14 protein-coding genes are annotated in these 25,853 nt (G+C 60.4%); 7 read left to right on the top strand and 7 right to left on the bottom strand.

From position 1 onward, the window contains the following. Nucleotides 1-24 precede the first annotated feature (24 nt). The gene (locus BM017_RS11710) at nucleotides 25-1,728 is read left to right on the top strand and encodes an AMP-binding protein (RefSeq protein ID WP_071487964.1); all 1,704 of its coding nucleotides are present in this window, start codon (nucleotides 25-27) and stop codon (nucleotides 1,726-1,728) included. 69 nt (nucleotides 1,729-1,797) lie between these two features. On the opposite strand, the gene BM017_RS11705 is transcribed toward BM017_RS11710, so the two are convergent. Next, a complete protein-coding gene (locus BM017_RS11705; RefSeq protein WP_092244235.1) occupies nucleotides 1,798-2,913 on the bottom strand; it encodes a Gfo/Idh/MocA family protein in 1,116 nt (371 codons plus the stop codon). A 307-nt stretch (nucleotides 2,914-3,220) separates the two neighbouring features. Between BM017_RS11705 and BM017_RS11700 the strand changes: the two genes are divergently transcribed. Beyond that, a complete protein-coding gene (locus BM017_RS11700; RefSeq protein WP_092244232.1) occupies nucleotides 3,221-4,261 on the top strand; it encodes a WD40/YVTN/BNR-like repeat-containing protein in 1,041 nt (346 codons plus the stop codon). Between the two features lie 30 nt (nucleotides 4,262-4,291). Next, the gene (locus BM017_RS11695; protein ID WP_092244229.1) at nucleotides 4,292-6,667 is read left to right on the top strand and encodes an efflux RND transporter permease subunit; all 2,376 of its coding nucleotides are present in this window, start codon (nucleotides 4,292-4,294) and stop codon (nucleotides 6,665-6,667) included. 46 nt (nucleotides 6,668-6,713) lie between these two features. On the opposite strand, the gene BM017_RS11690 is transcribed toward BM017_RS11695, so the two are convergent. Further along, nucleotides 6,714-11,681 (bottom strand): dermonecrotic toxin domain-containing protein, encoded by a 4,968-nt coding sequence (locus tag BM017_RS11690; RefSeq protein ID WP_256575625.1) that lies wholly within the window; start codon nucleotides 11,679-11,681, stop codon nucleotides 6,714-6,716. A 308-nt stretch (nucleotides 11,682-11,989) separates the two neighbouring features. After that, nucleotides 11,990-16,903, bottom strand: a complete 4,914-nt coding sequence (locus tag BM017_RS11685) for a dermonecrotic toxin domain-containing protein (protein WP_092244223.1) — start codon at nucleotides 16,901-16,903, stop codon at nucleotides 11,990-11,992. 141 nt (nucleotides 16,904-17,044) lie between these two features. Between BM017_RS11685 and BM017_RS11680 the strand changes: the two genes are divergently transcribed. From BM017_RS11680 to BM017_RS11670, 3 genes are all read left to right on the top strand, one after another. After that, on the top strand, nucleotides 17,045-17,332 hold the full coding sequence (locus tag BM017_RS11680) for a DUF5629 family protein (RefSeq protein ID WP_092244220.1): 288 nt from the start codon (nucleotides 17,045-17,047) through the stop codon (nucleotides 17,330-17,332). Continuing rightward, nucleotides 17,319-18,494: a lactonase family protein gene (locus BM017_RS11675; protein ID WP_092244217.1), complete on the top strand. Its 1,176-nt coding sequence runs from the start codon at nucleotides 17,319-17,321 to the stop codon at nucleotides 18,492-18,494. Before BM017_RS11680 ends, BM017_RS11675 begins: the two co-directional genes overlap by 14 nt. Nucleotides 18,495-18,650: 156 nt before the next feature. Continuing rightward, nucleotides 18,651-18,830, top strand: a complete 180-nt coding sequence (locus BM017_RS11670; protein ID WP_058424118.1) for a hypothetical protein — start codon at nucleotides 18,651-18,653, stop codon at nucleotides 18,828-18,830. A 128-nt stretch (nucleotides 18,831-18,958) separates the two neighbouring features. On the opposite strand, the gene BM017_RS11665 is transcribed toward BM017_RS11670, so the two are convergent. The 3 genes from BM017_RS11665 to BM017_RS11655 are packed head-to-tail and all read right to left on the bottom strand — an operon-like array spanning nucleotide 18,959 to nucleotide 24,425. Further along, complete coding sequence (locus BM017_RS11665; RefSeq protein WP_092244214.1) at nucleotides 18,959-19,552, bottom strand: glutathione S-transferase; 594 nt, start codon at nucleotides 19,550-19,552, stop codon at nucleotides 18,959-18,961. Then, a complete protein-coding gene (locus BM017_RS11660) occupies nucleotides 19,549-23,187 on the bottom strand; it encodes an AAA family ATPase (protein WP_092244211.1) in 3,639 nt (1,212 codons plus the stop codon). The genes BM017_RS11665 and BM017_RS11660 overlap by 4 nt, the downstream gene beginning before the upstream one ends. Further along, nucleotides 23,184-24,425: an exonuclease SbcCD subunit D C-terminal domain-containing protein gene (locus BM017_RS11655; protein ID WP_092244208.1), complete on the bottom strand. Its 1,242-nt coding sequence runs from the start codon at nucleotides 24,423-24,425 to the stop codon at nucleotides 23,184-23,186. The genes BM017_RS11660 and BM017_RS11655 overlap by 4 nt, the downstream gene beginning before the upstream one ends. Before the next feature lie 427 nt (nucleotides 24,426-24,852). Here BM017_RS11655 and BM017_RS28820 point away from each other — a divergent pair, with 427 nt between their 5' ends. Further along, nucleotides 24,853-25,233: a hypothetical protein gene (locus BM017_RS28820; RefSeq protein WP_130898140.1), complete on the top strand. Its 381-nt coding sequence runs from the start codon at nucleotides 24,853-24,855 to the stop codon at nucleotides 25,231-25,233. 55 nt (nucleotides 25,234-25,288) lie between these two features. On the opposite strand, the gene BM017_RS11650 is transcribed toward BM017_RS28820, so the two are convergent. Next, nucleotides 25,289-25,816, bottom strand: a complete 528-nt coding sequence (locus tag BM017_RS11650; protein WP_092244205.1) for a hypothetical protein — start codon at nucleotides 25,814-25,816, stop codon at nucleotides 25,289-25,291. Between the last annotated feature and the right edge of the window lie 37 nt (nucleotides 25,817-25,853).

The following is a 25,853-nucleotide window of genomic DNA, read 5'->3' as shown; positions in this document are numbered from 1 at the left end:
AAAAACAACAACAAGGAGACTGCCATGAACGCTGTAAGCCTGGAACACACCGAACGGGTCTGGTTGAACGCTTACCTGCCTGGCGTCCCGGCGGATATCGATGCCGGTATCGAGGACTATCCGTCGTTGCGCGAGGTGTTCCTGGAGCACCTGGATAAGTTTCGCGAGCGGGTCGCGTACGTCAGCATCGGCACCGAAATGACCTATGCCGACTGGCAGGTGCAAGGCTACGCTTTTGCGGCCTGGCTGCAGGGGCAGGGGGTCAAACAGGGCGACCGCGTGGCGCTGATGATGCCCAACTGCTTGCAGTACCCGATCTGCCTGTTGGGCACGATCCTGGCCGGTGCGGTAGTGGTCAATGTCAACCCGCTGTACACCGCCCATGAGCTCAAGCATCTGCTCAAGGACAGCGGCGCAGAAACCGTGGTGATTTTCGAGAACTTCGCCCACACCCTGGAAAAAGTCATCACCGGCAGCAGCGTCAAGCGCGTGGTGATCGCGGCCATCGGTGACCTGCTCGGCACCTTCAAGGGCGCAGCGATGAATTTCATCCTGCGCCGTGTGCAAAAACAGGTGCCGGCGTTCAACCTGCGCGGTTCGGTGCGCTTCAACCAAGTGCTGAAACAGGGGCGGGCACTCAACCATTTTCCAGTGGGGATGCATCTGGACGACCTGGCGTTTCTGCAATACACCGGCGGCACCACCGGCGACGCCAAGGGCGTGATGCTCAGCCACCGCAATATCATCGCCAACCTGCTGCAGGCCAAGGCGTGGGTGGGGGACCAACTGGACCAGGACAAGCAGGAAACCAACGTCACCTTGCTGCCGCTGTACCACATCTTTTCCCTGACGGTGAATTGCCTGATGTTCATGTGCCTGGGCGGGCGCAACATCCTGATCGCCAACCCACGGGACGTGAAACGGGTGCAGATGATCCTGCGCAAGGAGCGTTTCAACGGCATTGCCGGGGTCAACACATTGTTCAACGGCTTGCTGGAGAACAAGGAGTTCTGTGCGCGGGACTTTTCCGACCTGCGCATGGTGATCGCCGGCGGCATGGCCACCCACACGGCGGTGGCCAAGCGCTGGAAAGAAGTCACCGGGCTGCCGATCATCGAAGGCTACGGCCTGACCGAGTGTTCGCCGGTGGTGAGCATCAGCCCGATCAACATTGCGCGCATGCGTGAGATGGAGTTCACCGGCAGCATCGGCGTGCCCTTGCCGTCGACCTGGGTGCGCTTCATGCGCGAAGACGGCGAACTGGCCGACATCGGCGAGCAGGGCGAACTGCAAGTGCGCGGGCCGCAGGTGATGCAGGGCTACTGGAAACGCCCTGAGGCGACCGCCGAGGTGCTGGACGCCGACGGCTGGCTGTCGACCGGCGATATCGGCGTAATGGACGAGCGCGGCTATATCCGCCTGGTGGACCGCAAGAAGGACATGATCCTGGTCTCGGGCTTCAACGTGTACCCCAATGAAATCGAGGATGTGGTGGCGCTGCATCCAGGCGTGGGCGAAGTGGCGGCGATTGGGGTGGAAGATGGCGTGACGGGGGAGAGGGTGAAAATCATCGTGGTGCGCAAGGACCCGAACCTCACGCAGGAGCAGATTCTGGCGCATTGCCGGGAGTACCTGACAGGGTACAAGGTGCCCAAGTTCGTGGAGTTCCGTAGCACTGAACTGCCCAAGACCACCGTCGGCAAAGTACTGCGCCGGGCCTTGCGCTGACCTCGAATTGTCTATGATCCGAATGTGGGAGGGGGCAAGCACCCTCCCACAATCGACCTGTGCTGTGTTTCAGACGGCGTTCACGGTTACCCAGCGCTCTTCTTTGGCCGCCACGCGAATCGCCGTTGCCAGTCGCTCAACCTCCCACGCTGCTTCAAAGTCCGTGCCATCCGCACCTTGGCCTGCCAGCGCCAGAATCAACTCCTGCACCTCCAGCGTCTTCAGTTCGTTGTACCCCAGTTGATGCCCCGCCGCCGGGCTGAACGCCGCATAACCCGGCAGGGCAGGGCCGGCGAGCAAACGCTGGAACCCCTCCTGACCCACGCGGCACACCTGCAATTCATTCAAGCGTTCCTGATCGAACGCCAGGGTGCCTTGCGTCCCGCTGATCTCGAAACTCAGGTGGTTCTTGTAGCCGTGCTTGAGCCAACTGCTGCTGACGGTGCCACGTGCGCCATTGGCGAAACGCAGCAGGGCATGCACCTGGTCATCCACGGCGATGGATCTCAGCTCGGCGCTGCCTTTGACGGCAGGGCGCTGGCCATGGACGGTCTGGGTGTCGGCGCACACGCTCAGCACATCCCCCACCAGATAACGGGCCATCGACAACAAATGACTGCCCAGGTCCGCCAGGGCGCCACCGGCATGTTCGACTTCGCACCGCCATGACCACGGGGAGGCCGGGTCGGCCATGAAGTCCTCGCTGAACTCGCCCTGGAAGCTGATGATTTCGCCGAGCTCGCCGCTGGCTATCATCTGCCGCGCCAGTGTGATCATCGGGTTGTGCTGGTAGTTGTAGCCGACCCGCGTCACCACCCCGGCGGCACTGGCGGCGCGGCGCATGGCGTCGGCCTGTTCCAGGCTCACGGCCAGGGGTTTTTCGCAGTACACCGCCTTGCCCGCGGCTATCGCGGCCATGGCCATGGGATAGTGCAAATGGTTGGGCGTGGTGATAGCCACCACATCGACGCTCGGATCATTGATCAGCGCCTGCCAATCGCCATGGGCCTGGGTAAACCCCCAGGCGGTGGCACAGCGCCGGGCGCGTTCGCTGTCGGCATCGGCCAGGGCGGCCAGCTTGAGGTGTACCGGCAGTTCGAATACCGCACGGGCGTTATTGAATGCCAATGCATGGGCGCGGCCCATGAAGCCTGTGCCGATCAAGCCGATTCCGAGTTCACGCATCGCCGTGGTCCTTTGGATTATTGTTTTCAGGAAGGCTATTAATGGAATAAAAATTCCTTAAATTCAATAGATGGAATAAAAATTCATTTGTGCGCTGGCAATCACCCCGGCGAATGCAGCTACATTCACCATGGGGCCAAATGCCTTCAGTTAACAAAAGATAACGTAGCGCCGATTGTCAGACGATTCGAAAGCCCGATAGGATGGCCCCTGCTTCCTCCAGGCGCTCTAGATTGCAGGTTCCAAGGCCCCGGAAGGCGAGCGATAACAATAATAAATGGGAGAAGGGTCTATGAGTGAGCCTGTCATGGGTTGGGTTGTCTGCCGCCCACGCGCCGCACGCAGGGTTGCGATGCTGGCCGCAGCGCTCTCGCTGTTTGGACTGGGGGTAGCGTCAGCCGCGTTGTCGACCTCCGTCCAGGCCGCCGGCGATACCACTTTTGCGATTGAATCCCCCAAGGCCGCCAAGGGCCTGATGATCGACGTGGTCCACGCAGGCAAGCGCCTGGTGGCGGTCGGTGATCGCGGGCACATCCTCTATTCGGACGACCAGGGCAGCACCTGGACCCAAGCCAAAGTCCCCACCCGGCAATTGCTCACGGCGGTGTTTTTTGTCGATGACAAGCAAGGCTGGGCGGTCGGCCACGATGCACAGATCCTCGCCAGCACCGACGGCGGCGCGACCTGGAGCCAGCAGTATCAGGACCTCAAGCGCGAAGCGCCTCTACTCGATGTGTGGTTCAACGACGCGAACCACGGCCTGGCCGTGGGCGCCTACGGTGCGCTGATTGAAACCACCGACGGTGGCAAGACCTGGAATGACGTCAGCGACCGCCTCGACAACGAAGACCAGTATCACCTCAACGCCATTGCCCACATCAAGGATGCCGGCCTGTTCATCGTCGGCGAGCAGGGCAGCATGTTCCGCTCCAGTGACGACGGCCAGACCTGGGAAAAACTCGAAGGCCCCTACGAGGGTTCGTTGTTTGGCGTGATCGGCACCGCCCAAGCGCAAACGCTGTTGGCCTACGGCTTGCGCGGCAACCTGTACCGCTCCACGGATTTCGGCAGTACCTGGGAACAGGTCGAATTGAACGCGGCGCGGGGAGCGCTGGAGTTTGGTTTGTCGGGCGCGGCGTTGCTGGATGACGGTGCCATCGTCGTGGTGGGCAACGGCGGCAGTGTGGTGGTCAGCCATGACGATGGGCTGACCTTCAGCGTGTTCAACCGTCCGGACCGGATTTCGCTGTCGTCCGTCACGGCGGCCGGCAACGGCAACTTGATTCTGGCCGGGCAGGGTGGGGTGCGGGTTGCCACGCCGACTGGCGCCGAACTGCTCCTGAAATAAAGAGCCAAAATAAGAAGAAGGCGGGGAACCATGAGCAGTCATCACAACGATAAAGCGACCTTTCTTGAGCGCCTGATCTTCAACAACCGCCCGGCAGTGATCGTGATCTGCCTGCTGGTGAGTATTTTCCTGTTCTGGCAGGCAACGTTGATACGCCCGTCCACCAGCTTTGAAAAGATGATCCCCCTCAAGCACCCCTTCATCGAAAAGATGATGGAACACCGCAACGACCTGGCCAACCTGGGCAATACGGTGCGCATCTCGGTGGAGGCCAGGGACGGTGATATTTTTACCAGGGAGTACATGGAGACTCTGCGGCAGATCAACGACGAGGTGTTCTACATCTCCGGCGTCGATCGTTCGGGGCTCAAGTCGCTGTGGAGCCCCAGCGTACGCTGGACCGAAGTGACCGAAGAGGGGTTTGCCGGCGGTGAAGTGATCCCGCAGAGCTACAACGGCTCGCCGGAAAGTCTCGATCAACTGCGCAACAACGTGCTCAAGTCTGGCCAGGTCGGGCGACTGGTGGCCAACGATTTCAAGTCGAGCATTGTCGACATCCCGCTGTTGGAGTCCTACCCGGACCCGCAGGACCAGGGCAAGTTGCTGGCCCTGGACTACCGCAAGTTCTCCCACGAACTGGAAGACAAGATCCGCGACAAGTTCGAAGCCCAGAACCCCAACGTCAAGATCCACATCGTCGGCTTCGCCAAGAAGGTCGGTGACCTGATCGACGGCCTGGTCATGGTGGTGATGTTCTTCGGCATCGCGTTCGTTATCACCCTGATCCTGCTGCTGTGGTTCACCAACTGCCTGCGCAGCACAGTCGCCGTGTTGAGCACCACGCTGGTGGCGGTGATCTGGCAGCTGGGGTTGATGCACTTCTTCGGTTTCGGCCTTGATCCCTATTCGATGCTGGTGCCGTTCCTGATCTTCGCCATCGGGATCTCTCACGGCGTGCAGAAGATCAACGGCATCGCGCTGCAGTCCAGCGAGGCGGACAACGCGCTGACCGCCGCCCGGCGCACCTTTCGGCAACTGTTCCTGCCGGGGATGATCGCAATCCTGGCCGACGCCGTGGGCTTCATCACGCTGTTGATCATCGACATCGGTGTAATCCGTGAACTGGCGATCGGCGCGTCCATCGGCGTGGCGGTGATCGTGTTTACCAACCTGATCCTGTTGCCGGTAGCGATCTCCTATGTCGGTATCAGCAAGCGCGCCATCGCCAAGAGCAAGAAAGACGCGAATCGCGAACATTCGTTCTGGCGCCTGCTGTCGAATTTTGCCAACCCGAAAGTCGCGCCGATCTCCATCGCCCTGGCGCTTGTCGCCTTTGGCGGCGGCCTCTGGTACAGCCAGAACCTGAAGATCGGCGACCTTGACCAGGGGGCGCCGGAGTTGCGCCCGGACTCGCGCTACAACAAGGACAACAACTTCATCATCAGCAATTACTCCACCAGTTCCGACGTGCTGGTGGTGATGGTCAAGACGAAGGCCGAAGGTTGCTCGCGCTATGAAGCCATGGCGCCCATCGACCAACTGATGTGGAAGATGCAGAACACCGAGGGCGTGCAGTCGGCGATTTCGCTGGTGACCGTGTCCAAGCAGATGATCAAGGGCATGAACGAGGGCAACCTGAAATGGGAAACCCTGTCGCGCAACCCGGATGTGCTGAACAACTCCATCGCCCGTGCCGATGGCCTGTACAACAACAACTGTTCCCTGGCGCCGGTGCTGGTGTTCCTCAACGACCACAAGGCCGAGACCCTCGACCGTGCGGTGCATGCCGTGCAGGACTTTGCCAGGGAAAACAACAAGGACGGCCTGGAATTCATCCTCGCCGCCGGTAACGCCGGGATCGAAGCGGCCACCAACGAAGTGATCAAGGAGTCGGAACTGACCATCCTGATCCTGGTGTACCTGTGCGTGGCGACCATGTGCATGATCACCTTCCGCTCCTGGGCCGCGACGCTGTGCATCGTGCTGCCGCTGGTGCTGACCTCGGTGCTGGGCAACGCGCTGATGGCATTCATGGGCATCGGCGTCAAGGTCGCGACCTTGCCGGTGGTGGCCCTCGGCGTGGGGATTGGCGTGGACTACGGCATCTACATCTACAGCCGCCTGGAGAGCTTCCTGCGTGCCGGTTTGCCGTTGCAAGAAGCCTATTACCAGACCCTCAAGTCCACCGGTAAAGCCGTGCTATTCACCGGCCTGTGTCTGGCGATCGGCGTGTGCACCTGGATTTTCTCGGCCATCAAGTTCCAGGCCGACATGGGTCTGATGCTGACCTTCATGTTGCTGTGGAACATGTTCGGTGCGCTGTGGCTGTTGCCGGCCCTGGCGCGTTTCCTGATCAAACCGGAGAAACTGGCGGGGCAGAAGGGCAACTCGCTGTTTGCGCACTGAGTCGCCGCCTCCGAAAAAGCCGCACAGGGTGCGGCTTTTTTGCGGGTTACAGTTTCAGGAACAGTTTCTCATCCAGTGGCTTGCCAATCTGCGCACGGACAAGATCCACCGCCCCGGCAGAACCCGGCTCGTTGACCAGGTCTTTCTGGGTCAGGTAGCGCTGGGCGGGTATCTTCAGGTGCGCCGCCGTGTACGTGTCACGCGGTGCGCCGGGTTGTGGGTAGTGAAAGTGCGCAAACCACAACGGCTCCACAGTGCCTTTTTTCCTGACCACGTACTCGGTGAAGACGTCGCCGCTTGCGGTGGGTGTATCGCGCTGCACCAGGTTGATATCGACGAAGCCGTTGCGCCAGAGGAAGTCGACATTCTCCGGCTTGGGTTTCACTGCGAAATAACCATCCGCCGCATATTGCCGTGCTTTGCGCTGTAGCTCATCCGCCTCGTTTCTCCAACGGGCCACGAGCTCAGCGGTTTCCGGACGCGTTCCCTGGTGGTGCTCGGCTTGCTGGGCCAGTTCTCGCAACTTATCGGCGCGCTGTTGCAGCATATCGTGCCAATCCAATGGATCAACGGTGTCCCGGGTTTCGGGTTTCTCGAGTTTCTTTTTCTGATGCTTGATCGACGCCTCTTTCTGCGCGGCTTCCACCATCACTGTGGCGGCTTCCTCTTTGTAGGTCGCCAGTGATTTCGGCGGACGAGGAAGCTGGGGGGCGGACGGTTGTCCCTCAACTATCTGAACCCATTTGCCTTCGGTGACATGTTCGCTGTAGCTGGCGAGGGTCTCCCCCGTCTGGGGATCTTTCACGTCAATGATGTTGAACGGCGCAGTCTTGGGTTCACGCAAGGTGCCTGTTAGTGTCTTTTTGTCACGGGTTTTGAACACCCGCTGTTTCTTTGTTTTGGGCGGGCGTTTCTTGCTCGCGGGTCGGGGGGGCGTCAGTTGCAGTTCTTCCCGGACGACATCGGCCAGATCACGTTCGGCAGCGGCGATGAATTCGTTCAGGCGTTGGTGGAATACATTTTGGTACTCGGGACGGCACAGCTCAGGGCTTGTTTCAGATAGGGCAGTGCTGTCGTGCAGGCTCTGTTTGTAGGTGTCGATGATGGTTTGCAATAACGCTTTGCGTTCATCGAGCGTGTAGCCGCTATATTCGTGCAGATCCCTAAACGCCCGACTCACTGCGTCCAGTGACGTTGTGTGAAAACGATTTGCATAAAACTGAGCGTCTGACCCCTCTGCGATTCTGGCAAACCGGTTGACGCTGAGTATCTTGAGCGTCTTCAAAAGTGTTAACTTTTCTTCGAGCGCTACGATGATCGGAGGCCGCGTTGTTATGCGGTCAAGGTAATGATCGACTTCTGTGGCGGCGAAGGAGGAGTCATTGCGCCACTCTTCTTCCAACGTCGCGAAGGCTTGCTTGGCCTGCCACAGTTTTTCACGGTTCTGGTAAATCGCTTTCGTCCCTTCGATGACTCTTGGGTACGCAGCTGCGGAACCCGATCGAAGCTCTTGAACCAGCTCGTTCATGGGCTCGCCATGAGCGGTGTGCGCCTGGCTCTCTCGGAGCAGTCGTTTGTAGACGATAATCGAGTTATTCAGCGCTTTTGACATGCTCATATAAAGCAACGAACGTCGCATCTTGTTTTCCAGGAGATCATCGATGTCAGCAAATTTTTTGGGCCGGAGGACTTCGATGGCATTTCTGCCATGCTGCAGAAATTCAGCAAGGTAGGGTTCGAGCTGGGTGAGATGTTGGTCGATCTTGCTTTTCAGTGCTTCCGTGGTACGCAGTTGTTCTGCATATTGAGCGTCAAAACGTCCGCTCGAAGGGTCCGTTCGGGTGAGTTTCCATAGCGTTATGAGTTTCTTTCTGGCACCTTCGTAGCCAACCAGGTCTTTGTCGCCAACCAGGTCTTTGTTGAGCTCATTGAGTGTTTTGAGATAGCTATCCGAGGCCATCTTCACTTTGTCAGTTTGCTGATCGAACTCGGCCTCTTTCAGCGCCTCTGCCCTGAGGTTTTCATCCATCTTACGTGCGATGCCGCCTTTGGGCATGCCCCCCCTGAGCTTGGGGCTGAGGTCGAAATCCCAGCGGCCGGCGTCATCGCGCTTCAGGGGCGGCCCTGTGCGCGCCTTGTCCTGCTGATCAATCACGAACACCCCGTCCAGGTCCCGTGCCACGCGGAACCACAGGTTGCCAATGTGCGCATGCAGTTTGTCATCAATACGGTACAGGCCTTTCAAGCTCCCTTCAGTGATCGCCGTGCCCGGTTCGGCAGGGGCGGGTACGCTGAATGTCTGCACGTGTGCCCATTGGGCAGGGCTCAGGTCTCGCGGGCTGGAATAGGCGAAGTCAAACGCCCGTTGGCTGTCGATGAATCCGGGGGCGGACGCGGGGTCACCCTCTTCGACCAATATTTGCGAGGGAGGACTGACGGCATCGGTGCGACGTAGCGCAATTTCGACTTCCGTGCGTTGTGCAAAAGGCACGTCACCCACGGGGCGGACCGGCTTGGTTGTGACGGCGGTGTGGCTCAGCAATGTGCCGACATTGACCAGCAGATCGACCATGTTGGCGGCCGGATCACGGGTATTCGGTTCACTGCCTTCTTTGATGTCGTGCTCGAGGCTGGCCAACTGCATCAGCCAGCCAACCATCGCGCCCGGGCCGCGTAAAACGGGCAGCAGTGTGTTGAACAGCAGCCATCCCAGCTCCTTGCAGGACGCCCAGCGACTCTGGGCGTCGGAGGTGGATTGGTTATCGGCCAGCGTCACCAGGCTGCGAGCGTTGGCGTTGAACAAATATTGCATCAGGTCGCCGTTCTGTACATCGTGGTGCAACTGCTGTGCCGCCGGGTAACCACCGACCGCCAAGGTGGTGGGAGCGGGCTGGCTGGGGGCGTCGAATTCGTTGAACACGCCGTAACGGGCGATGTTGGGTGTCTTGAACCCGCCGTTACCGTAGATCGCACGGGTTTTTTCGTCCGGCAGCCAGGCCAGGATGCGCTGTTGCAGCGTGCCGGGTTCCTGGATCGCGGCCAGCAGCGCATCGCGGCTGGGAAACTCTTGCAGGCTCGGGGACAGTTGCGGGCCGTACAGGATGTGCGGGCCTTTCGCGGGGTCCACGGGCTCGATCAGGAACATGTTGGCGACCACATCCGGCGTGGCCCCCGGCTTGCGCAGGAACGCCAGGGGACGCACGGTGATTTCCTGGCCGTCGACCCGGCGCGCGCCGGCGCCGGGTTGAGCAATGGCTTCGACAAACTGGTAGCCTTTCGCGCTGATCCCCGCTTGCCCCTTCAACTTGAGTTCCAGCGCCTGCATGGCCAGTTGGATCGGCACTTGCTCGCAGAACAGTGCGGCACGTTCCCGGGCCTGGGCAGTGTCACTGAGCAACTGCTGGTTGAGCAGGGCCGGATAGTGCTGGCCGATGTCGACTTTGCTGATCAGGTCCTTGAGTGTCTGCGCCATCTGGGGATCGTTCACCGGCTGTCCGCGCAAGCGAATATCCATGGCTCCCTTGGGCAGCCCCGCGAGATTCTCCAGCGCCATGTCCACCAGGCTCATCCTGACCGGTTCGATATAGCCGCTGCCCATGTTGCCCACGGGGACTTTGAAGGTGATTTCCAGGTCCTTGGCGGTGTAGCCCTTGGGTGCCAGTTCTGCATCGAGTTGTTGTTCGGCGTAGGTGCGCAGGTCCGGGATGTCGGTAAGGAAGGTTCGGCCCTGATGGCGTCGCACGCTGCTGGCCAGGTCCAGGATATGGCGTTGGTAGGCAAAGCGCTCGGCTTCGCCGGCCTTTGCCAGCCAATCGGGCAGGTTGCGCTTGAACTGCTCCAGCCGGTTGGGCGGCAACTGCGAAGTCGTGCTGAACCACGCGGCGGTATCGGTGGCTTGGGAAAACAGTTGTTCAAGATCGGTCCCATTGCCCTGGGCGGGGAGCTTGATTGCATTGAGGTTCTGCAATTGACGGTCCAGGAGAATGGCGGCCTGGATATCGAAGATGTTGCCGTCCGGCTCCACGCGCTTCCAGTTCAGGCGGTCGAAGCTGAACTGCGCGCCGAGCTGACGCTCCCAGGCCACGGCAAACTGCTCCAGGGACTCATAGGGCGTGACGACGCCCGCGCTCGTCACTTGCAGAACGACGGTATGGCCGTCGACCTCGTGGGTGATCAACAGGTCCGGGCTCAGCACGTCAGCGCGGGTCTGGCCGTGTTTCAGGATAGAGTCGAGGGTGAATACCTTGGCGGCGTTCGCGCCGTGGACCTGGGTTCGTTCACGGGTATCCGGGTAGCGCGTGACCTGATCCAGGGTTGCGCGCTGCCGCTCATCCAGGCCGGGCTGCTTGAGGCCGGCGATACGCAGGGTGTCGCAGAGGGTGTCGCTGAGCCACCGCCAGCGGCTGACGGAAGCGCCTGCTCCCGTGGCCTGCACGAAGGCGTCCTGGCCCCAATACTGGCTCAGTGCTTGGGCGTAGGCATCCTTCAGGCAGGATTTCAGGCTGCCGATGGCCAGCTCGACGGTCTGCGTATCCAGGGGCGTTGCACGATTGCCTGTGCTGTCGACGATTTTCAGCGTGCTGCCGCTGGTGGAGTCGACCCACTTGCACGGCTCGCCGTAGCGGTCGCTAAAGTCCAGTTCGGCGCCGGATGCCAGATGTTCAAGCACCAGGTCCACCAGTGGCCTGAGCCGGTACTGCAGCGGATCGGACTGTGTCGCCACTGCCACGGAGGTCTTGTCACTGTCGAACTCCAGTGTGGGGTATCGATGCCTCACGGCTTCATTCAGCAGGGAGGCCACCACCGAACGTACCGTTGGCCGTGTTGCGAATTGGTCAGCCACTACCCGGGCGGGCGAGTCATGCGTTACTGGCGTGCCTGGGGTGAGCTGAGCAAGGAACCTTGATCCCGGGCCTGGCAGTGGAGGACGGGCACGTCGGGGGTTCGCCGCTGCGGTTGGCCGCTCCAGTGGGGGAGAGTGTGTGACGGGCACCTGGCTGACGATGGCCGGCAACGTAGGGCTGAACAGGGCGGAACTGAGTCGATAGGCGCTGTGTACTGATGGCATGAAGGCACTTCCTTGGCTTCAGGTTGATAAGCGCCTGGAAAAGTACAAGCTCGATGCAGCGAAGGTTTCGAAAAAGCGTTTTGAACTGTGTCGAGTCGCCGCCGACACGTTTGCCAAGCCTTGTCGTACCGCGCTTGAGCGCGCCTGTTTCAGTGTGTGAACAGACGGCGCCAACGGGTACGTGACCGCCACGTCGACCGTCGTACCCGCTGGCGACCACGCTAATACCCCATCCTCTGGTCAGCCGGCCTTGTTCACGCCTGAACACCCTTGGGCTTGGGCGCTATCTTGAGGAACAGGTTGTCCAGCGGTGGAGTGATGAGCACGTAGACGATTTTCGTCACGGGTTCGCTGCCCGGGTCTTTCACGCGGCTCAGGTAATCCTGCACATGGGCCTTGAGCAAATCCTTCTGGGTGAGTTTGCGTTGCTCCGGCAATTTCAGATGGGCCCGCGTATAGCCATCGGGCGGCGCGTCGGCGGTGGCGTAGTGGAAATGGGCGTACCACAACACCACCGGCGGTTTTTGCGCCTTGTCGTACACCGCGTATTCGGTGAAGAAGTCTCCACTGAGGGTCGGGCGTTGCGGGTCGGCCTGGCTCGTGAGGTTGATATCGATCTGCTGGTGGTCCCAGAGGTAGGCGACGCTTTCCATTGTCGGCCACTGGCGTTTGTAGGCATCGCTGCAGATGCGCTGTGCCCAGCGATTGATGTCCTTGGCTTGCGCCAGGCATTCGTCAATCAGGTTCTGGGCCGTGGGTGCATCGAGATGGTCGCGTTTGATTTCATTGGCGAGTTGGGTAAGTTTTTCGGCTTGCGCGTTGAGCAGCGTGTCCCATTCGCCGGGATTGGCATCCTGGCGAGTGAGGGGGTTGTCCAGTTTCGCCTGGTCCGCCGCGACCAATTGCTCCAGGTCCTGGCGTTGTCCGATCAATCCCTGGGCTTCACTCTTGAGGGTCGCGAGTGAGCGAAGCTGCGGGGCCGGCGTCGAGGTGGTTGCCTCGTCGATGGGGGCCCAACCGTCCGTATGCTGGTTATACGAAGCCAGGGTCTTGCCCAGCAACGTGTCGGTGATGGTGATGTGTTCCTCGCCGTTATGCGCGTCGGCGGGCTTGAACTCTCCGATCAGGTATTCCTTTTTGCGGGTCTTGAACACGCGCTTTGCCGGGGGCTTGGCACGCAGTGTCTTGGACAGTGGCAGTTCGACCTTGAGGTCTTCCTGTTCTCTGACCACCGCCTCCAGTTCGTTTTGCGCCAACGCCCTGGCGAATTCGAGGCCCTTGAGCACACGTTCGGCTTCGGGCCCCAAGGCATCGGGCTTCAGCGTCTTGAGGGCCCGCAGGGCGAACTCGGCCTGCTGGTATTTATCGAGAACTGTCTCGTAGACATTGCGTTGCTCGGCCAACGGGTATTCGGTACTGCTGCGTACCTCGATGTGGGATTTCAGGCCTATGTCCAGCCCGCACACCTGATAACGCGCCTTGTAATACCACTGCAACGCAGACAGTGATGAAGGCATCTTGAAGCGTAGTTGGCTCAGGCTGGCAAGCAGTTCCAGCGCGCTGAGCTTGAGGTTGTCGGAGAAAAACAATTCAACGATTGGAATGCCTGCCAGCAGTTCCTGCCGTACCGCGCGCGCTGCAGCGGACGCTTGTCCCAGATGCTGGAGGGTGGCTTCCATGGTGGCGGAATGCGCGGCCATGTGTTCGAGGTAGTCGATGTAACCGGTGACCATCCGCAGGTTTTCGTCGACGAGGGTCAAGTCTCCCGCGACGATTCGCGGTTGCATCCGTTCGTGCCATGCCGCCAATGGCTCGCCCGCCTCGGTAGCGGTATGAAAATCCAACGCTTCCAATTGCATCTTGTGGAGGAACAACTGTTGGTTCCAGAGCTCTTTCAGGATGGTTGACGCATTGATCAGGGGCAGGTCGGCAATGGCGGCGGCCTCCAGCTGGCGGGTCAAGGTGGCCAACTCAAAGCGCACGGGCAGGGATTCGGACAGTTGAGTTTCGAGGTGCTGCAGCAATACACCAAACTGGTTGCGAAGGCGTTTGTACTCGGAGATTTCAGTCTGTTGGCGTATTTCCAGGTCTGGACGCTGGGTTTGCGAAGCCTTGAGCAGCAGATCCTGAATGATTCGCAGGGTCTTGAGTTGTTTCTCCAGGCCCTTGAGGGCGGATGCCAGTTGCGCTCCTGCCTGATCAATGGGGACCATGAGGTACTGCGCCTCCTGAGCGAGCTGGAGCAAGCGATCCTTCAACCTTTCGTTCTCAAGTTGTTTTTCATGGCGCAGCTCCTGCAACCGCTTGCGTCCGCCCCCCTGCAACTTGAGACCACGGTCCAGCGTCCAATGGCCGTTGCCGTCGGTTTTCAGCTTGATGCCCGGGTGATCCGGTTTGAGCGGGTGAATGATAAAGACTTCACCGAAACCCGGCACGATGTTGACCCTGAACAACAAGCCTCCCACCGAGGCATGCCATTGGTCGTTGATCTTGTACAAACCCCGATAGGGCCCGAGATTGACCGGTTCGGGAGCCGGCGTGGGCCAGGGCACATTGACGGCCCGCAGTCGCTCGAAAAGCGCCGCCGAGGCGCCATCGCCGGCCAGGGAGCGATCAAAGTCCAACAGCGTGCGACCACCCCCCGGTGGCTCGGAAGGCAGGCCGACAGCGCCTCGTTCAACCACCGCCGGCCTGATCAGACGCTGGCCTGGCAGTGGGTGCTTGAAGGGCAAAGGGATCGTGGCCTGTTCATCGCGCTGGGATTCTTCGTGCGACGCGCCGGTCGATCCGTGATGCAACATCGCCATGCCGATATTGAGCAGCAGATCAATCCACGCCAGCTCCCTGGCTGTGGGATCGGCACTCTCCAGTGCCGGCAGGTCCTTCACTACGCCATGCATGGCCTGCATCAGCCAACCGACTGCCGCCATGGGGCCGCGTACAACCAGCAGCAGGGTGTTGAATCCCAGTTGCAGGCCTTCAAGGATAAGCGCCCAGCGGCTTTCACTGTTGGAGGTCGACTCCCTTTCGGCCTGGTCCACCAGTTGCTGTGTTTCACTGCCGAACAGATATTCCATGAGGCTGCCGTTGCGCAGCGCCAGGCCTATTTCATCGTTGCTTTCGTCGTCGGCACCGGCCAGCTCGGCGGGCTTTGGCACGCTGGGCAGGTTGTCGAACTCCGAGCCCATGCCGATGCGCACGTAGTGAGGCTCGTTGAAACCGCCGTTGCTGTAGACCGCCCTGGCCTGGTCCGGCAACCAGGTCAGTACGCTCTCCTGCAGGTCGCCGGGTTGCACGATGGCCGCCAGCAACTGCTGGCGATTGGGGTATTCCAGCAGCGCCTCGGCATAGGCCGGTCGATACAGCAGGTGCGGTCCCGACTGCGTGTCGCGGGGTTCGATGACGAACATATTGCGCACCACATCCGCGGTGGCGCCTGGCTTGCGTACAAAGGCCAGCGGCCGGATGACAATATCCTCGCCATTGACCCGGCGCTCCAGCGGGTTGGGGTTGACCAGCGCTTTCACACACTCGAAACCACGCTGGGTGAGGCCGGCTTCGCCCTTGATCAAACGCTCCAGTGCCTGGGTTTTCAGATGCAGGGGGCGCAGTTGCTCGAACAGGCGTTGACGTTTGCGTGCCGCTTCGGTCTGCCCCATCAGCTCCCGGCGCAGGTAAGCGGGGTAGTTTTTGCCGATGTCGACGCGCTGGACCAGTTGAAGGAGGTAGTCGGGTGTCAGCCAGGCTTCGATCGCGCGGCCTTTGACATGGCGTATTGTCATGCGGCCTTTGGGGCGGCCGGACAGGTTCTTCAGGGCCAGGTCGACCAGGTTCATGACGACCGGTTCGACGTAACCGCCTTCGAGGATACCGACCGGCACATGAAAGGTCAGTTCCAGATCGCCAGCATCGTAGCCGGTCGCCAGCGCTTCATGGGTGCAGGCGCGCAGTCCGCCCTGGGCAACCGCACGGTCCATGCACAGTTGCTGGTTCACATGCGCGGTGGCATAGCCGCGCAGTGTTTCCAGGCTATCGAAGTCGGCGTCGCCAAGGGTCTGGCGCTTGAGGCTGGCGTTTTCCAGCAGGGTGTGTCGGTAGGCCAGGCGGTTGGCGGCGCTGGTGGCTTGCAGATGATCCGGCAGGGCGGCCTGGATGGCCGCCACCGTTGCCGGCGACGTGGCGTTTGATGGCGCCAGCCACTGCGCAGGGTCGGTGGTGACGGCAAACAGGCGTTCCACTGCTTGCCGCGTGGATTGGGCGGGAAGCTGGAGAGTCGCGAGATCGTCCAACTGCTGGTTCAGGATGAGCGCCGCTTGCACTTCGAAAATATTGCCGTCGGGTTCGTACTGCTGCCAGGTGATGCGCTCGGCCATGAAGCGCTGTTGCAACTGCTCGCCCCACGCCTGGCCGAAGGTTTCCAGGTCGGGGTAGGTCTGGATCTCACCGTTCAGGCGAAAAAGCAGTGCTTGCTTACCGCGCACCACCAAGATCTCGGTGCCTTGTACGGTCAGCCGCTTGCCGGCGCGTTGCAAGTGGGTTTCCAAGGTGTAGGCGTGGACCTCGTTGGCGGGGGCGGGGCTGAGCGTGCGCGATGCCCGGTCGGGATAACGGTTCAACGCGCTGAGTATTTCAATGTGCTGGGCAGCGAGGCCGGTCTGGCGTGTGGCGACCTCGAGCAACACACCTTGCAGCACATCGGCCAGCCACTTCCAGCGGACGCTCCCTGCGTCGCTGTCCTGTCCCCAGTACGCAGCCAAGGCTTCTTGAAAACCGATGAACAGCACCCGTGGCAGCTCCCGGATGAGGGCTTCGATAACCCGCAGGTCGAAGTCGCGGCGCTCTCCGTTCTCATGAGAACCGAGCCGGGTGCCAGTGGCATCGCTCAGGTAGCAATCCAGGTTCTGGCGTGCCGTCAGCTCGGGGAAACTGCCGTCGGCGATATGGTCCAGGGCAACGTCCAGCAACGGCAGCAGGGCGCGGCCGCCGCCTTCGCGGGGGACGGCCAGCCGAAGGTCGGCGACGGGCAGTGTCAGGGGCGGGTACTTCTCCACCAGGTGGGTGCCCAGCATTTGCGCGGTGACGGTGCGCAAAGTGGGGCGCCCGAGAAATTGCGCTGCAATCGCTTGTCGCGTGGGGTTTGCCGCTGGGGCGGGGGGCTGTACAGGCATGTGGGTTCCTTGATGTCGGATAAGAGTGCGTCCTTGCAAGGTAATGCCCAGCGTTGTCGCCATGCGGTAGCCCGCTATGGTTTTAGGCCCTGGCGGCAAACTGGCCTATGATTAGCGCTTTGAACCTGATGAAAGACTGTGATGACTGAGAATTTGCCTGCCGTCCTTGAAACCAGCGACATGCTTGAAATCGATGGGCTGCATGCCTTTGATTTTGAACTCGACAACGAAAAACTGCTGATCACCGCCATGGACGGCCGTGCAGAAAAACGCTGGCGTTTCAGCCTGGAACAGGTCAACGCCGCGACGTTCGATGACACCTTGCAAAGCTGGACCCTTACCGGTGATTCGGGCGAGCACCGCCTGATCTGCATGAGCGCCTTCACCGGCAACAATAACGACGAGGATGAAGCGGATGATGATGCGTAAATTCTGGCCGCTGCTGATGGCCGGCAGCGTGGGAGCGATGTCGGTGCAAGCCGCGCCCGCCGATACCTATGAACTGTTGGTGGGCAGCTACACCGCCGGCAGCAGTGAAGGGATCTATCGCCTGCAGTTTGACAGCCGCACAGGCCAGTTCAGCGGTAAACCGGTGCTCGCGGCCAAAGCGGCCAACCCGTCCTGGCTGACAATCTCCAAGGACCAGAAGCACCTGTTCGTGGTCAACGAGAACGGCCCCGGCCAGAAGGACCCGGTCGGGCGCGTCAGCAGCTACAGCATCGATCCGCAGACTCGCCAATTGACCCTGATCAACCAGGTGCAGAGCCTGGGCAACGAGCCGACCCATTCCAGTTTGGCCGCTGATGGGCGCTACCTGTTCGTCGCCAACTATTCGGTCGTGGAGGACCCGGGTGGCAGCTTGGCGGTGCTGCCGGTCGATGCCACGGGCAAGCTGTCGCCTCCGGTGCAACTGAGCGGGCACCCGGCCAGCCGCGTGAACCCTGAGCGCCAGGCGTCCAACCATGTGCACTCGGTGGTGTCGTCGCCGGATGGCAAGTACGTGTTTGTACAGGACCTGGGGGCGGACAAGCTGTTTGCCTACCGCTACGACCCCAAGGCCAACCATGAGCTGCCATTGACCCCGGCCAATCCGGCCTCGGTGCAACTGCCGCCAGGCAGCGGCCCGCGTCACCTGTTGTTCAGCGCCGATGGCAAGCACGCCTGGCTGACCACCGAGATGAGTGCGCAGGTGGCAGTGTTCGACTACAAGGATGGCCAGTTGACCCAGACGCAGCTGGTGGACTTCGCCGCCGGCCAACCGGTGTCCGACAAGGCCGGTGCCGCGTTGCACGCCTCCAGTGACGGCCAATTCCTCTACGTGAGCAACCGTGGCACGGCCAACCAGTTGCTGGTGTTCAGCATCGATCCGGCCACCGCGCACCTCACGCAATTGCAACGTCGCTCGGTGGACGGTGACCACCCACGCGAATTCAGCCTGGACCCCAGCGGTCGGTTCCTGCTGATCGCCAATCAGAAAAGCAACGAAATCGTCGTGGTCGAACGCGACCCCAAAACCGGCCTGCTGGGTAAAACCGTGCAGAAATTGCCGATCGATGCCCCCAGCGACCTCAAGTTCCTGGTGCGTCAATAAGCCACAGGCCCCGCCGTGCGGGGCCTGACCCTTTCTATTAATTCTGTTAATAGCGGCTACTGTTTCAAAGCATTTCTAAGGTTCAGCCCTCGGGCGTAAGTTTGGTTCCAAGGCCTTCCCCGGCCACTCAACCAAACGAACACAAGGGTTACCGACATGAATCTGAACCTCTTCTCCATCATCGCCGCTTCCGCTGTTTCCGCCACCGTTGCCCTGCCTGCCGCAGCCAGCGTGGAAGTCACCGGCAAAAAATCCAGCACCAGCGCCTATACCCAGAAATACTTGCAACAGAGTGCCAACTTCTACGCCGCACTGGATCACAAGACCCAGCACTAAGCGGTAGGTCACTGAGATCAAATGTGGGAGAGGGCTTGCCCCCGATAGCAGTGGGTCAGCTACAGATTAGCTGACTGATCCACCGTCATCGGGGGGCAAGCCCTCTCCCACATTTGATTGTGCCGGCCTCAGGGTTTTGTCATCACGGCGATAAATAGCGGTGAAGTAAGGACGCGCTGAAGCCAGGCTTGTAACCGTTGATACGGCGTCCCGGCGAACCACTCCCGATCCACATGGGCAAACTGGCGTACAAACGGCGCCAGGGCCATGTCCGCCAGGCTCGGATGCTCTGCCAGCAAGTAGGCGCGTTCCCCCAGCAGGCCTTCCAGCTTATGCAAGAACGCCTCGCCCTCGGCCCGATAATGTTCCATCGGGTGTTCCGGGTAGCGGTCGGCGTACTTGTATCGATCCAAGTGATACTTGAAACCCTGGTCGTTCTCGGCAATCAGTGCCAATACCGCCGGGTCACCCTGCAGCAGCCAATCATCCGGGTCGTGCTGGGCCAGGGCCCATTGCATGATCTCCAGGCTCTCTTCAATCACGCGTCCGTCAACGCTCAGTACCGGCACCGTACCCTTGGGCGACAATGCCAGCATCTCGGCCGGCTTGGCCTTGAGGCTGACCTCGATGATCTGTACGGGCACGCCTGAATAACGCAAGGCCAGGCGTGCCCGCATCGCATACGGGCAACGCCGGAACGAATACAGCAGCACCTCGCTCACTTCACCTCCAGCGTGCTCAAACCATTACCCTGGCGCTTGACCTGGATTTGTACCGGGATGCGTTCGTGCATTTCCTGCACGTGGGAAATCACCGCCACCTTGCGCCCCTGGGCCTGCAAACCGTCCAGCGCGTCCATCGCCAGTTGCAGCGATTCCGGGTCCAGGCTGCCGAAGCCTTCATCGATAAACAGCGACTCGATCTTCAAGGTGCTGGATGCCATCGACGCCAGGCCCAAGGCCAACGCCAGTGACACCAGGAAGGTTTCGCCGCCGGACAACGAGTGCACCGAGCGCAGTTCGTCGCCCATTTCCGTGTCCATCACCAGTAGCCCCAACATGCTGCCGCCGCGCTTGAGGCGATAGCGGCGCACCAGTTGGCGCAATTGCACGTTGGCGTGGTGCACCAGCAGGTCGAGGTTGTAGGCCTGGGCGATCTTGCGGAAGGTGTCACCGGTGGCTGAGCCGATCAGTGCGTTCAGGCGCGCCCAGCGTTGCCATTCGTCATACGCCTTGGCGATCTGTTCGGCAAACGCCTGGTTGGCGTCCTGGCGGCGCTGGTCTTCGGACTGGCGCGCGCGCAGTTCGGCGCAGTGTTTCTCGGCCTCGGCCAACTGTTGGTTGAGCGTGGCCAGGGCGGTGTCCAGTTCATCGGCTTCGAAGTTGCCATTGTGCTGGGCTTGGTGTTCGGCGAGGCGTTGCTCACGTTCTTGCAGCAGGACCCTGGCCTGTTCGACGGCTTTCTCGCTGTGTTGCAACTGCTGGCGCAAGTGGCTGACCTGGGCGTCGTCGTAGGCCAGCAAACGGTCGAGGCCGGCGTCGTCGAGTTCCGGGTGCAGCGCGCGCCAGTCGTGCAGGCGCATGTCGAGGCTGTGCTGTTCGGCCTGCAATGCCTGCTCGCGTTCCTGCTGGGCCTTGAGGTCGGCGGCCAGTTGGATCAGAGCGTTGTGGATGTCCTGCAGTTGTTGGTTGGCGTCGGTTTCGCTCTGGCGTGACTGTGTCACGGCGTGTTCCAACTGTTGCTGCCACTGCTCGGCGCTGGTGTGTTCACCGAGCAACGCGTTGAGTTTTTCCTGAGCCGCTTGCTGTTGGGTCGCCAGTTCGGTGACTTGCTGGAGCAGGGCGTCGAGTTGCTGTTGGCGATGCTGCTGGTGGGTCTGTTCCTTCTCGATCGCCTGTTGACGCTCTTGTTGCTCGGCCAATTCGTCGCGCTGATGGCCCAGCTGTTCCAGGCGCTGGCTGACCTGCTGGTCCAGCTGCATAAAGGTGGCAGCCGGCTCGGCGCGCAGACCTTCCAAGGTGTCTGCGGGCAGCAGGCTGGCGAAGGCACTCAGTTCCTGCTCAAGGCGTTCGCGGTCGCTGGCCAACTCGCGCTGCTGGTCCACCAGCAATTGACGGGCCTGTTGGCTTGCTTCCTGGGCGGCTTGCAGTTGTTGCTGCAGGCGCCCGGCGTTTTGTTGCAGGTTGAGCAGGGCGCCTTGGCGCTGTTCATCCTGGGTGATGCTTTGGGTCAACTGGCCCAGTTGCTGCTCAAGCCAGGCGCTGCGCTTGGCCGGTTCCTGATTGAACAGCGACGCGGACAGCGGGTGTGCATCCAGGCTCGGTTTCAGCGCTTGCTGTTGCGTCGCCAGGTGTTCCTGCTGTTGCAGGTATTCCTTTTGCTGGGCGATCAAACCGCCCACTTCGCCACGCAACTCCGTGAGTTTTTCCTTGAGGGTGTCCACCGCTTTCTGCGCGCTGGCTTCTTCGTTTTCGTCATGACGACCTAGGCTTTGCAGCAGGGCTTCGGGCTGGTGGTACGGGTGTTCGTGGCTGCCGCACACCGGGCAGGGCTGATCGTCCTGCAGCTGCTCGCGCAACTCCTCGACGCTGGCACTGCGGGCCAGGCGCTGGCGTTCCAGCAGTTGTCTGGTCACGTTCAGCGTTTGTTCGGCCACCGTCAGCTCGGCCTTGGTCTGCAAGCCGGTCTGGTTCAACTGCTCGCGTTGCTGTTGGGCCACGGTGAGCTTTTGCGTCAGGCCAGCGGCTTGCTGATCCAGCTGTTGCTGGTGGTCCCACAGGCGCGTCAGGTCTTCGAAGGCACGCTGCTGTTTGCGATTGTCTTGCAGCAGGCTGGCCAGCAATTGGATTTGCTCGGCCACGGCGTGAGGTTCGGCACCGGCCTCCTGGTACAGCAAGTCCAGGGCTTCGCGTTGCTGGGTTAACTGTTCGGCGGCGCGGGTTGCACGTTGCTCCAATTGCGGCAGTTCGGCCTGGCCTTTATTCAGGCGGTTACCGATCAGCATCAGTTGTTGCAGGCGGTCGCGGTAGGCGGTCCACGCATCACTCAAGGGCGCGAGGGCGGCGCTGCGCTCAAGCTCGTTGGCCAGGCGTTGCAGGCGCTCTGCGACTTCGCTCTGTTTTTCCAGCAGGCCGGTGAGCCGGGCCTGGCCTTCGGTGCAGGCGCTTGCGTGTTGCTGTTTGTCCTCGGTGCGCTTGGCCAGCTCTTTGGTCAAGTGGGTGAGGGTGCTGTGTTCGTCGAACGCCTGGCGCAGCAAAGGCGCGGCATCGGCCTGGTTTTTCAGGGCTTGCGCCAAGGCGGTTTGCGCGCTGGCCAGTTGCTGCCGGGCCTGGTCCTGGCGGGCCTGCAATTCGGCTTGTTGCCGCGTATGGGACTGAATCTGCGCCGCCAACGGCGCCAGCTGTGTGCCGAGTTCCGCCTGGCGCACGAACAGATGACGCTGCGGCGCCAACTGTTCCAGGTGGCCCAGGTCCTGGCGTTGCGCGTCCTGGTTATTCCAATCGGCCTGCGCCTGCTGCAGCTGTTCGGTGGCGGCGAGTTGGCGTTCCTGCCATTCGCGCAGTTCCTTGAGCCAGGTGTGCTGAAGCTCCAACTGCTTGAGTTGGGCTTGATGGACCTTGAGTTGCTGCTGCGCGGCATCGAATTGTTGATCGAGCTCGGCACGGGCTTCAGGGGCCAGGGGCACCACGCCGGTGGCCTGGTCCTGCAACTGTTTGTGCGCATCCCGGGCCTCTTTGGCCTTGTCGAAGGCACGCCGGCCCAGTTGGGTGTACAGGGCCGTGTCGGTGAGCTTTTCCAGCAGTTCGCTGCGCTCGTTGTCGTTGGCCTTGAGGAACGCACTGAACTCGCTCTGCGCCAGCAACACGGCGCGGGTGAACTGTTCGAAGTTCAGGCCCAGGGCCAATTCCAGCTGGGTCTTGTATTCGGTTTTCTGGCTGGCCAGCAGTTGGTCGCTGTCCAGGTCGATCAGGCTCTGGCGGCTGTTCTGCAACTTGCCGCTGGCCTTGTCGCGCGCGCGATTGGCTTCCCAGCGCGCGCGGTAGCGGCGGCCACTGACGCCGACAAAATCCACCTCGGCATAACCGCCACCGGTGCCGCGGCGCAGCAGGGTACGTGGGTCACCGATGGAGATGTCGCTGTCGGCATCCGGCATCTTCGCCTGGCCGGTATCACCCAGGCGTGGCACGGCGCCAAACAACGCCAGGCACAAGGCATCGAGCAAGGTGCTTTTACCGGCGCCGGTCGGTCCGGTAATCGCGAACAACCCGGCGCTGGCCAGGGGCTCGGCGGTGAAGTCGATCTCGAACGGGCCGGCCAGGGACGCGAGGTTTTTCAGGCGGATGGCAAGGATCTTCATGGCTGTTCCTCCTCTTGCTGCACTTCCTGGAGCAACACGGCGAAGTCCTTCAAGGTCTGTTCATCCACCTCGCTGCCGTAGCTGTCCTGCCAGGCGCGGCTGAACAATTCCTGAGGCGTGAGCTGGTCGAGTTCGATCAGGCGGTCGTCGCCTTCGTCCTCACGCGGGCCCTTGCCAGCGTACTCGGCAGCGATGCGCACCAGGCGCACAGCCTTGCCTTGCAGCGCGGCTTCGATTTGCTGACGCAGGTCGGGCTGCGGTTCGTCGAGCAGTACGCGCACTTCGAGCCAGGGGTGGCGTTGGGTTTCAGCCAGCAGGTCGATGTCCGGCAACTCGGCCAGGGCCTTGAGGATATCCGCCAGGGGCGCGGCTTCCAGACGTTGCAGGTCGACCGAACGCGGGATCAGGATGGGTTCGACGCTCACCAGGCATTGGCCCTGGAACACCACATCGAGGATCTGGTGCTTGTAGTCGATTTCGGAAAACGACAGTGGGATCGGCGAGCCACTGTAGCGAATACGTTCTTCGCCATTGACCTTTTGCGGCTTGTGCAAATGGCCGAGGGCAACATAGCCGACACTTTTATCGAACAGGCTGGCCGGCAGCGCCTCGGCATTGCCGATGATCAGGCTGCGCTCGGAGTCTTCCGACACCGAACCACCGGCCATGTGCGCATGGCTGATGGCAATCAGCGCCTGGCCTTTTTTGCGCTTGGCATTGGCCGCGGCGATCAGCCATTCATGCACCTGGCCGATACCCCGCAGGTAGTCGTCACCCAGGTGCGCGCCGGTGACTTCCGCCGGGCGCAAAAAGGGCAGCGCCAGGCACCACGCGGCAACCTTGCCTTTGGCGTCGGGCAGCGGGATCAGCAGCCGTTCGGCGTCGAGCTGGCCATCGTCCAGCCACAGCACGCGGCCGAGGGCATGGGTGTGCAGGCGGCGCATCAACGGTGCCGGCAGCTCGATACGTGAGCCGGAGTCGTGGTTGCCGGCGATCATCACGATGGTCAGCTTGGGGTTTTGTTCGTGGGCGCTGATGATGAAGTCATACAGCCGCTCCTGGGCCTTGAGCGGCGGGTTGACCGTGTCGAAGATATCGCCGGCGATGAGCAGAGCGTCCGGCTGATGGGTCTTGAGTTGGCCCAGCAGCCATTCGAGGAAACAGGCGTGTTCGAAGTCGCGTTCCTGGCCGTGGAGGTTTTGACCCAGGTGCCAGTCGGAGGTGTGAAACAGACGCAAGGCGAACTCCGTGGAATAGATGAAAAGGAGGGGAGTTTACCTGTAATGCGACCATGCTGCCCCAGGCGATACAGATTCAATGTGGGAGGCGGCTTGTTCCCGATGGCGGTGGGTCAGTCAGTGCATTTCTATCTGACACACCGCCTTCGCGAGCAAGCCCGCTCCGTGCCAAGGGTTAGAATATTTCTCTGAAAAAAACGCAAAGTAAAATGTTATTAAATGCCGATCCCATAAGTGGGCGGCAGGATTAGGAAACGCCTTACTTATTCCTGCACTAAAAAATGACAGGACTTTCCTTCCAGGATTTAGGAAGCAGCTGGCTTACTTTGATAAAAAAATCATGCAGTCTGGCAAGCGTGGAGTGGTCAAGTAACGCGCTCCTCGTGTGATGCGCTTTTGTGTTTTCTTAATAATGATGGAGACTATTATGAAAAGCCTTATTGCATTGCCGCTTGCTGTATTGATGTTTGTTTCCTTTCAGGCTTCAGCGTTGTGTTTGAATATTGCTGATAGTTATACCGGGATCATGCAGCCCAATGATGAGATCACGGTATATGGTCCATTTAAAATAACCGGTGCCAATGGCTGTTCTGCCGCGAATATCGATGCAACGGTTTCAGCGGGAGGAGCGGGAAGTGCTCCGGCGATTTTTATTGAGCGTGAAGTAGGCTCTTCCTGGAGCAGAGTGTCATTCAGTATCGGCACTAACGCGTCTTACGTGGGGCCATTCGGTACCTATCGTGTACGGCTGAAGAACGAAACCAGTGCGTCTAAATCCTATTCAGGTACGGTAAGATACGGGCGCTAGACGGGCAGGCGGCGCGTCAGGTTGAACCTGGCGCGCCTTGACTCATACGTCAACGTCAAGCGTACTCATTTATTGATAAATCATTACTAGTGGACTTGATAAAGTACGCCAATGCACCAACAGCTTGATTTGCGCTGACCATCCCTTGCAAGTGGTCCATGGCACCGTCTTGCATTGCAACCATTGGTTCACTTTTGAAAAAAGCCCGCGTATCTTCCAGTTTCTCGTTGAATAGCGCGATGGCATTAAATTTTACGTGGGTGTTAATTTGGCGACCATTGGCATCCGATGCACCATCTCCAGAAATGAACATCCCAAAAGCGCGTTGGCTGATCATTCCGTCATCGTAGAGCCTTCTGCCGACTTTCTTAAGCTCATCCGTACTGATTGACGTCATATCATAATCTTTCAAAAACTCCTTAAGCTGACTGATCTTCTCCTGATCGCCAAGCTTCAATGTATCCGCCGCCTCGGAGGCTTCGGTAATGGTGAATGCATTCGTGACTTGCTGCGGATTTTTGATGGTATAAGCATCTGTCTGCTTACTTAATGGCGGATAGGAAACATTCAACGTAATGGCCATTTTAAAAACTCCATTAATCGAAAGCTACATGGTTTTA

Source organism: Pseudomonas sp. NFPP04 (genome assembly GCF_900113815.1).
In the GTDB taxonomy this organism is placed as follows: domain Bacteria; phylum Pseudomonadota; class Gammaproteobacteria; order Pseudomonadales; family Pseudomonadaceae; genus Aquipseudomonas; species Aquipseudomonas extremorientalis.
This window is presented reverse-complemented; position numbering and strand designations above follow the sequence as displayed.

Excerpts from the sequence above, each read along its gene's own strand:
- BM017_RS11695 (WP_092244229.1), top strand. The coding sequence starts at position 4,292 with ATGAGCAGTCATCACAACGATAAAGCGACCTTTCTTGAGCGCCTGATC.
- BM017_RS11700 (WP_092244232.1), top strand. The coding sequence starts at position 3,221 with ATGGGTTGGGTTGTCTGCCGCCCACGCGCCGCACGCAGGGTTGCGATG.
- BM017_RS28820 (WP_130898140.1), top strand. The coding sequence starts at position 24,853 with ATGAAAAGCCTTATTGCATTGCCGCTTGCTGTATTGATGTTTGTTTCC.
- BM017_RS11705 (WP_092244235.1), bottom strand. The coding sequence starts at position 2,913 with ATGCGTGAACTCGGAATCGGCTTGATCGGCACAGGCTTCATGGGCCGC.
- BM017_RS11675 (WP_092244217.1), top strand. The coding sequence starts at position 17,319 with ATGATGATGCGTAAATTCTGGCCGCTGCTGATGGCCGGCAGCGTGGGA.
- BM017_RS11710 (WP_071487964.1), top strand. The coding sequence starts at position 25 with ATGAACGCTGTAAGCCTGGAACACACCGAACGGGTCTGGTTGAACGCT.
- BM017_RS11685 (WP_092244223.1), bottom strand. The coding sequence starts at position 16,903 with ATGCCTGTACAGCCCCCCGCCCCAGCGGCAAACCCCACGCGACAAGCG.
- BM017_RS11660 (WP_092244211.1), bottom strand. The coding sequence starts at position 23,187 with ATGAAGATCCTTGCCATCCGCCTGAAAAACCTCGCGTCCCTGGCCGGC.
- BM017_RS11670 (WP_058424118.1), top strand. The coding sequence starts at position 18,651 with ATGAATCTGAACCTCTTCTCCATCATCGCCGCTTCCGCTGTTTCCGCC.
- BM017_RS11650 (WP_092244205.1), bottom strand. The coding sequence starts at position 25,816 with ATGGCCATTACGTTGAATGTTTCCTATCCGCCATTAAGTAAGCAGACA.
- BM017_RS11680 (WP_092244220.1), top strand. The coding sequence starts at position 17,045 with ATGACTGAGAATTTGCCTGCCGTCCTTGAAACCAGCGACATGCTTGAA.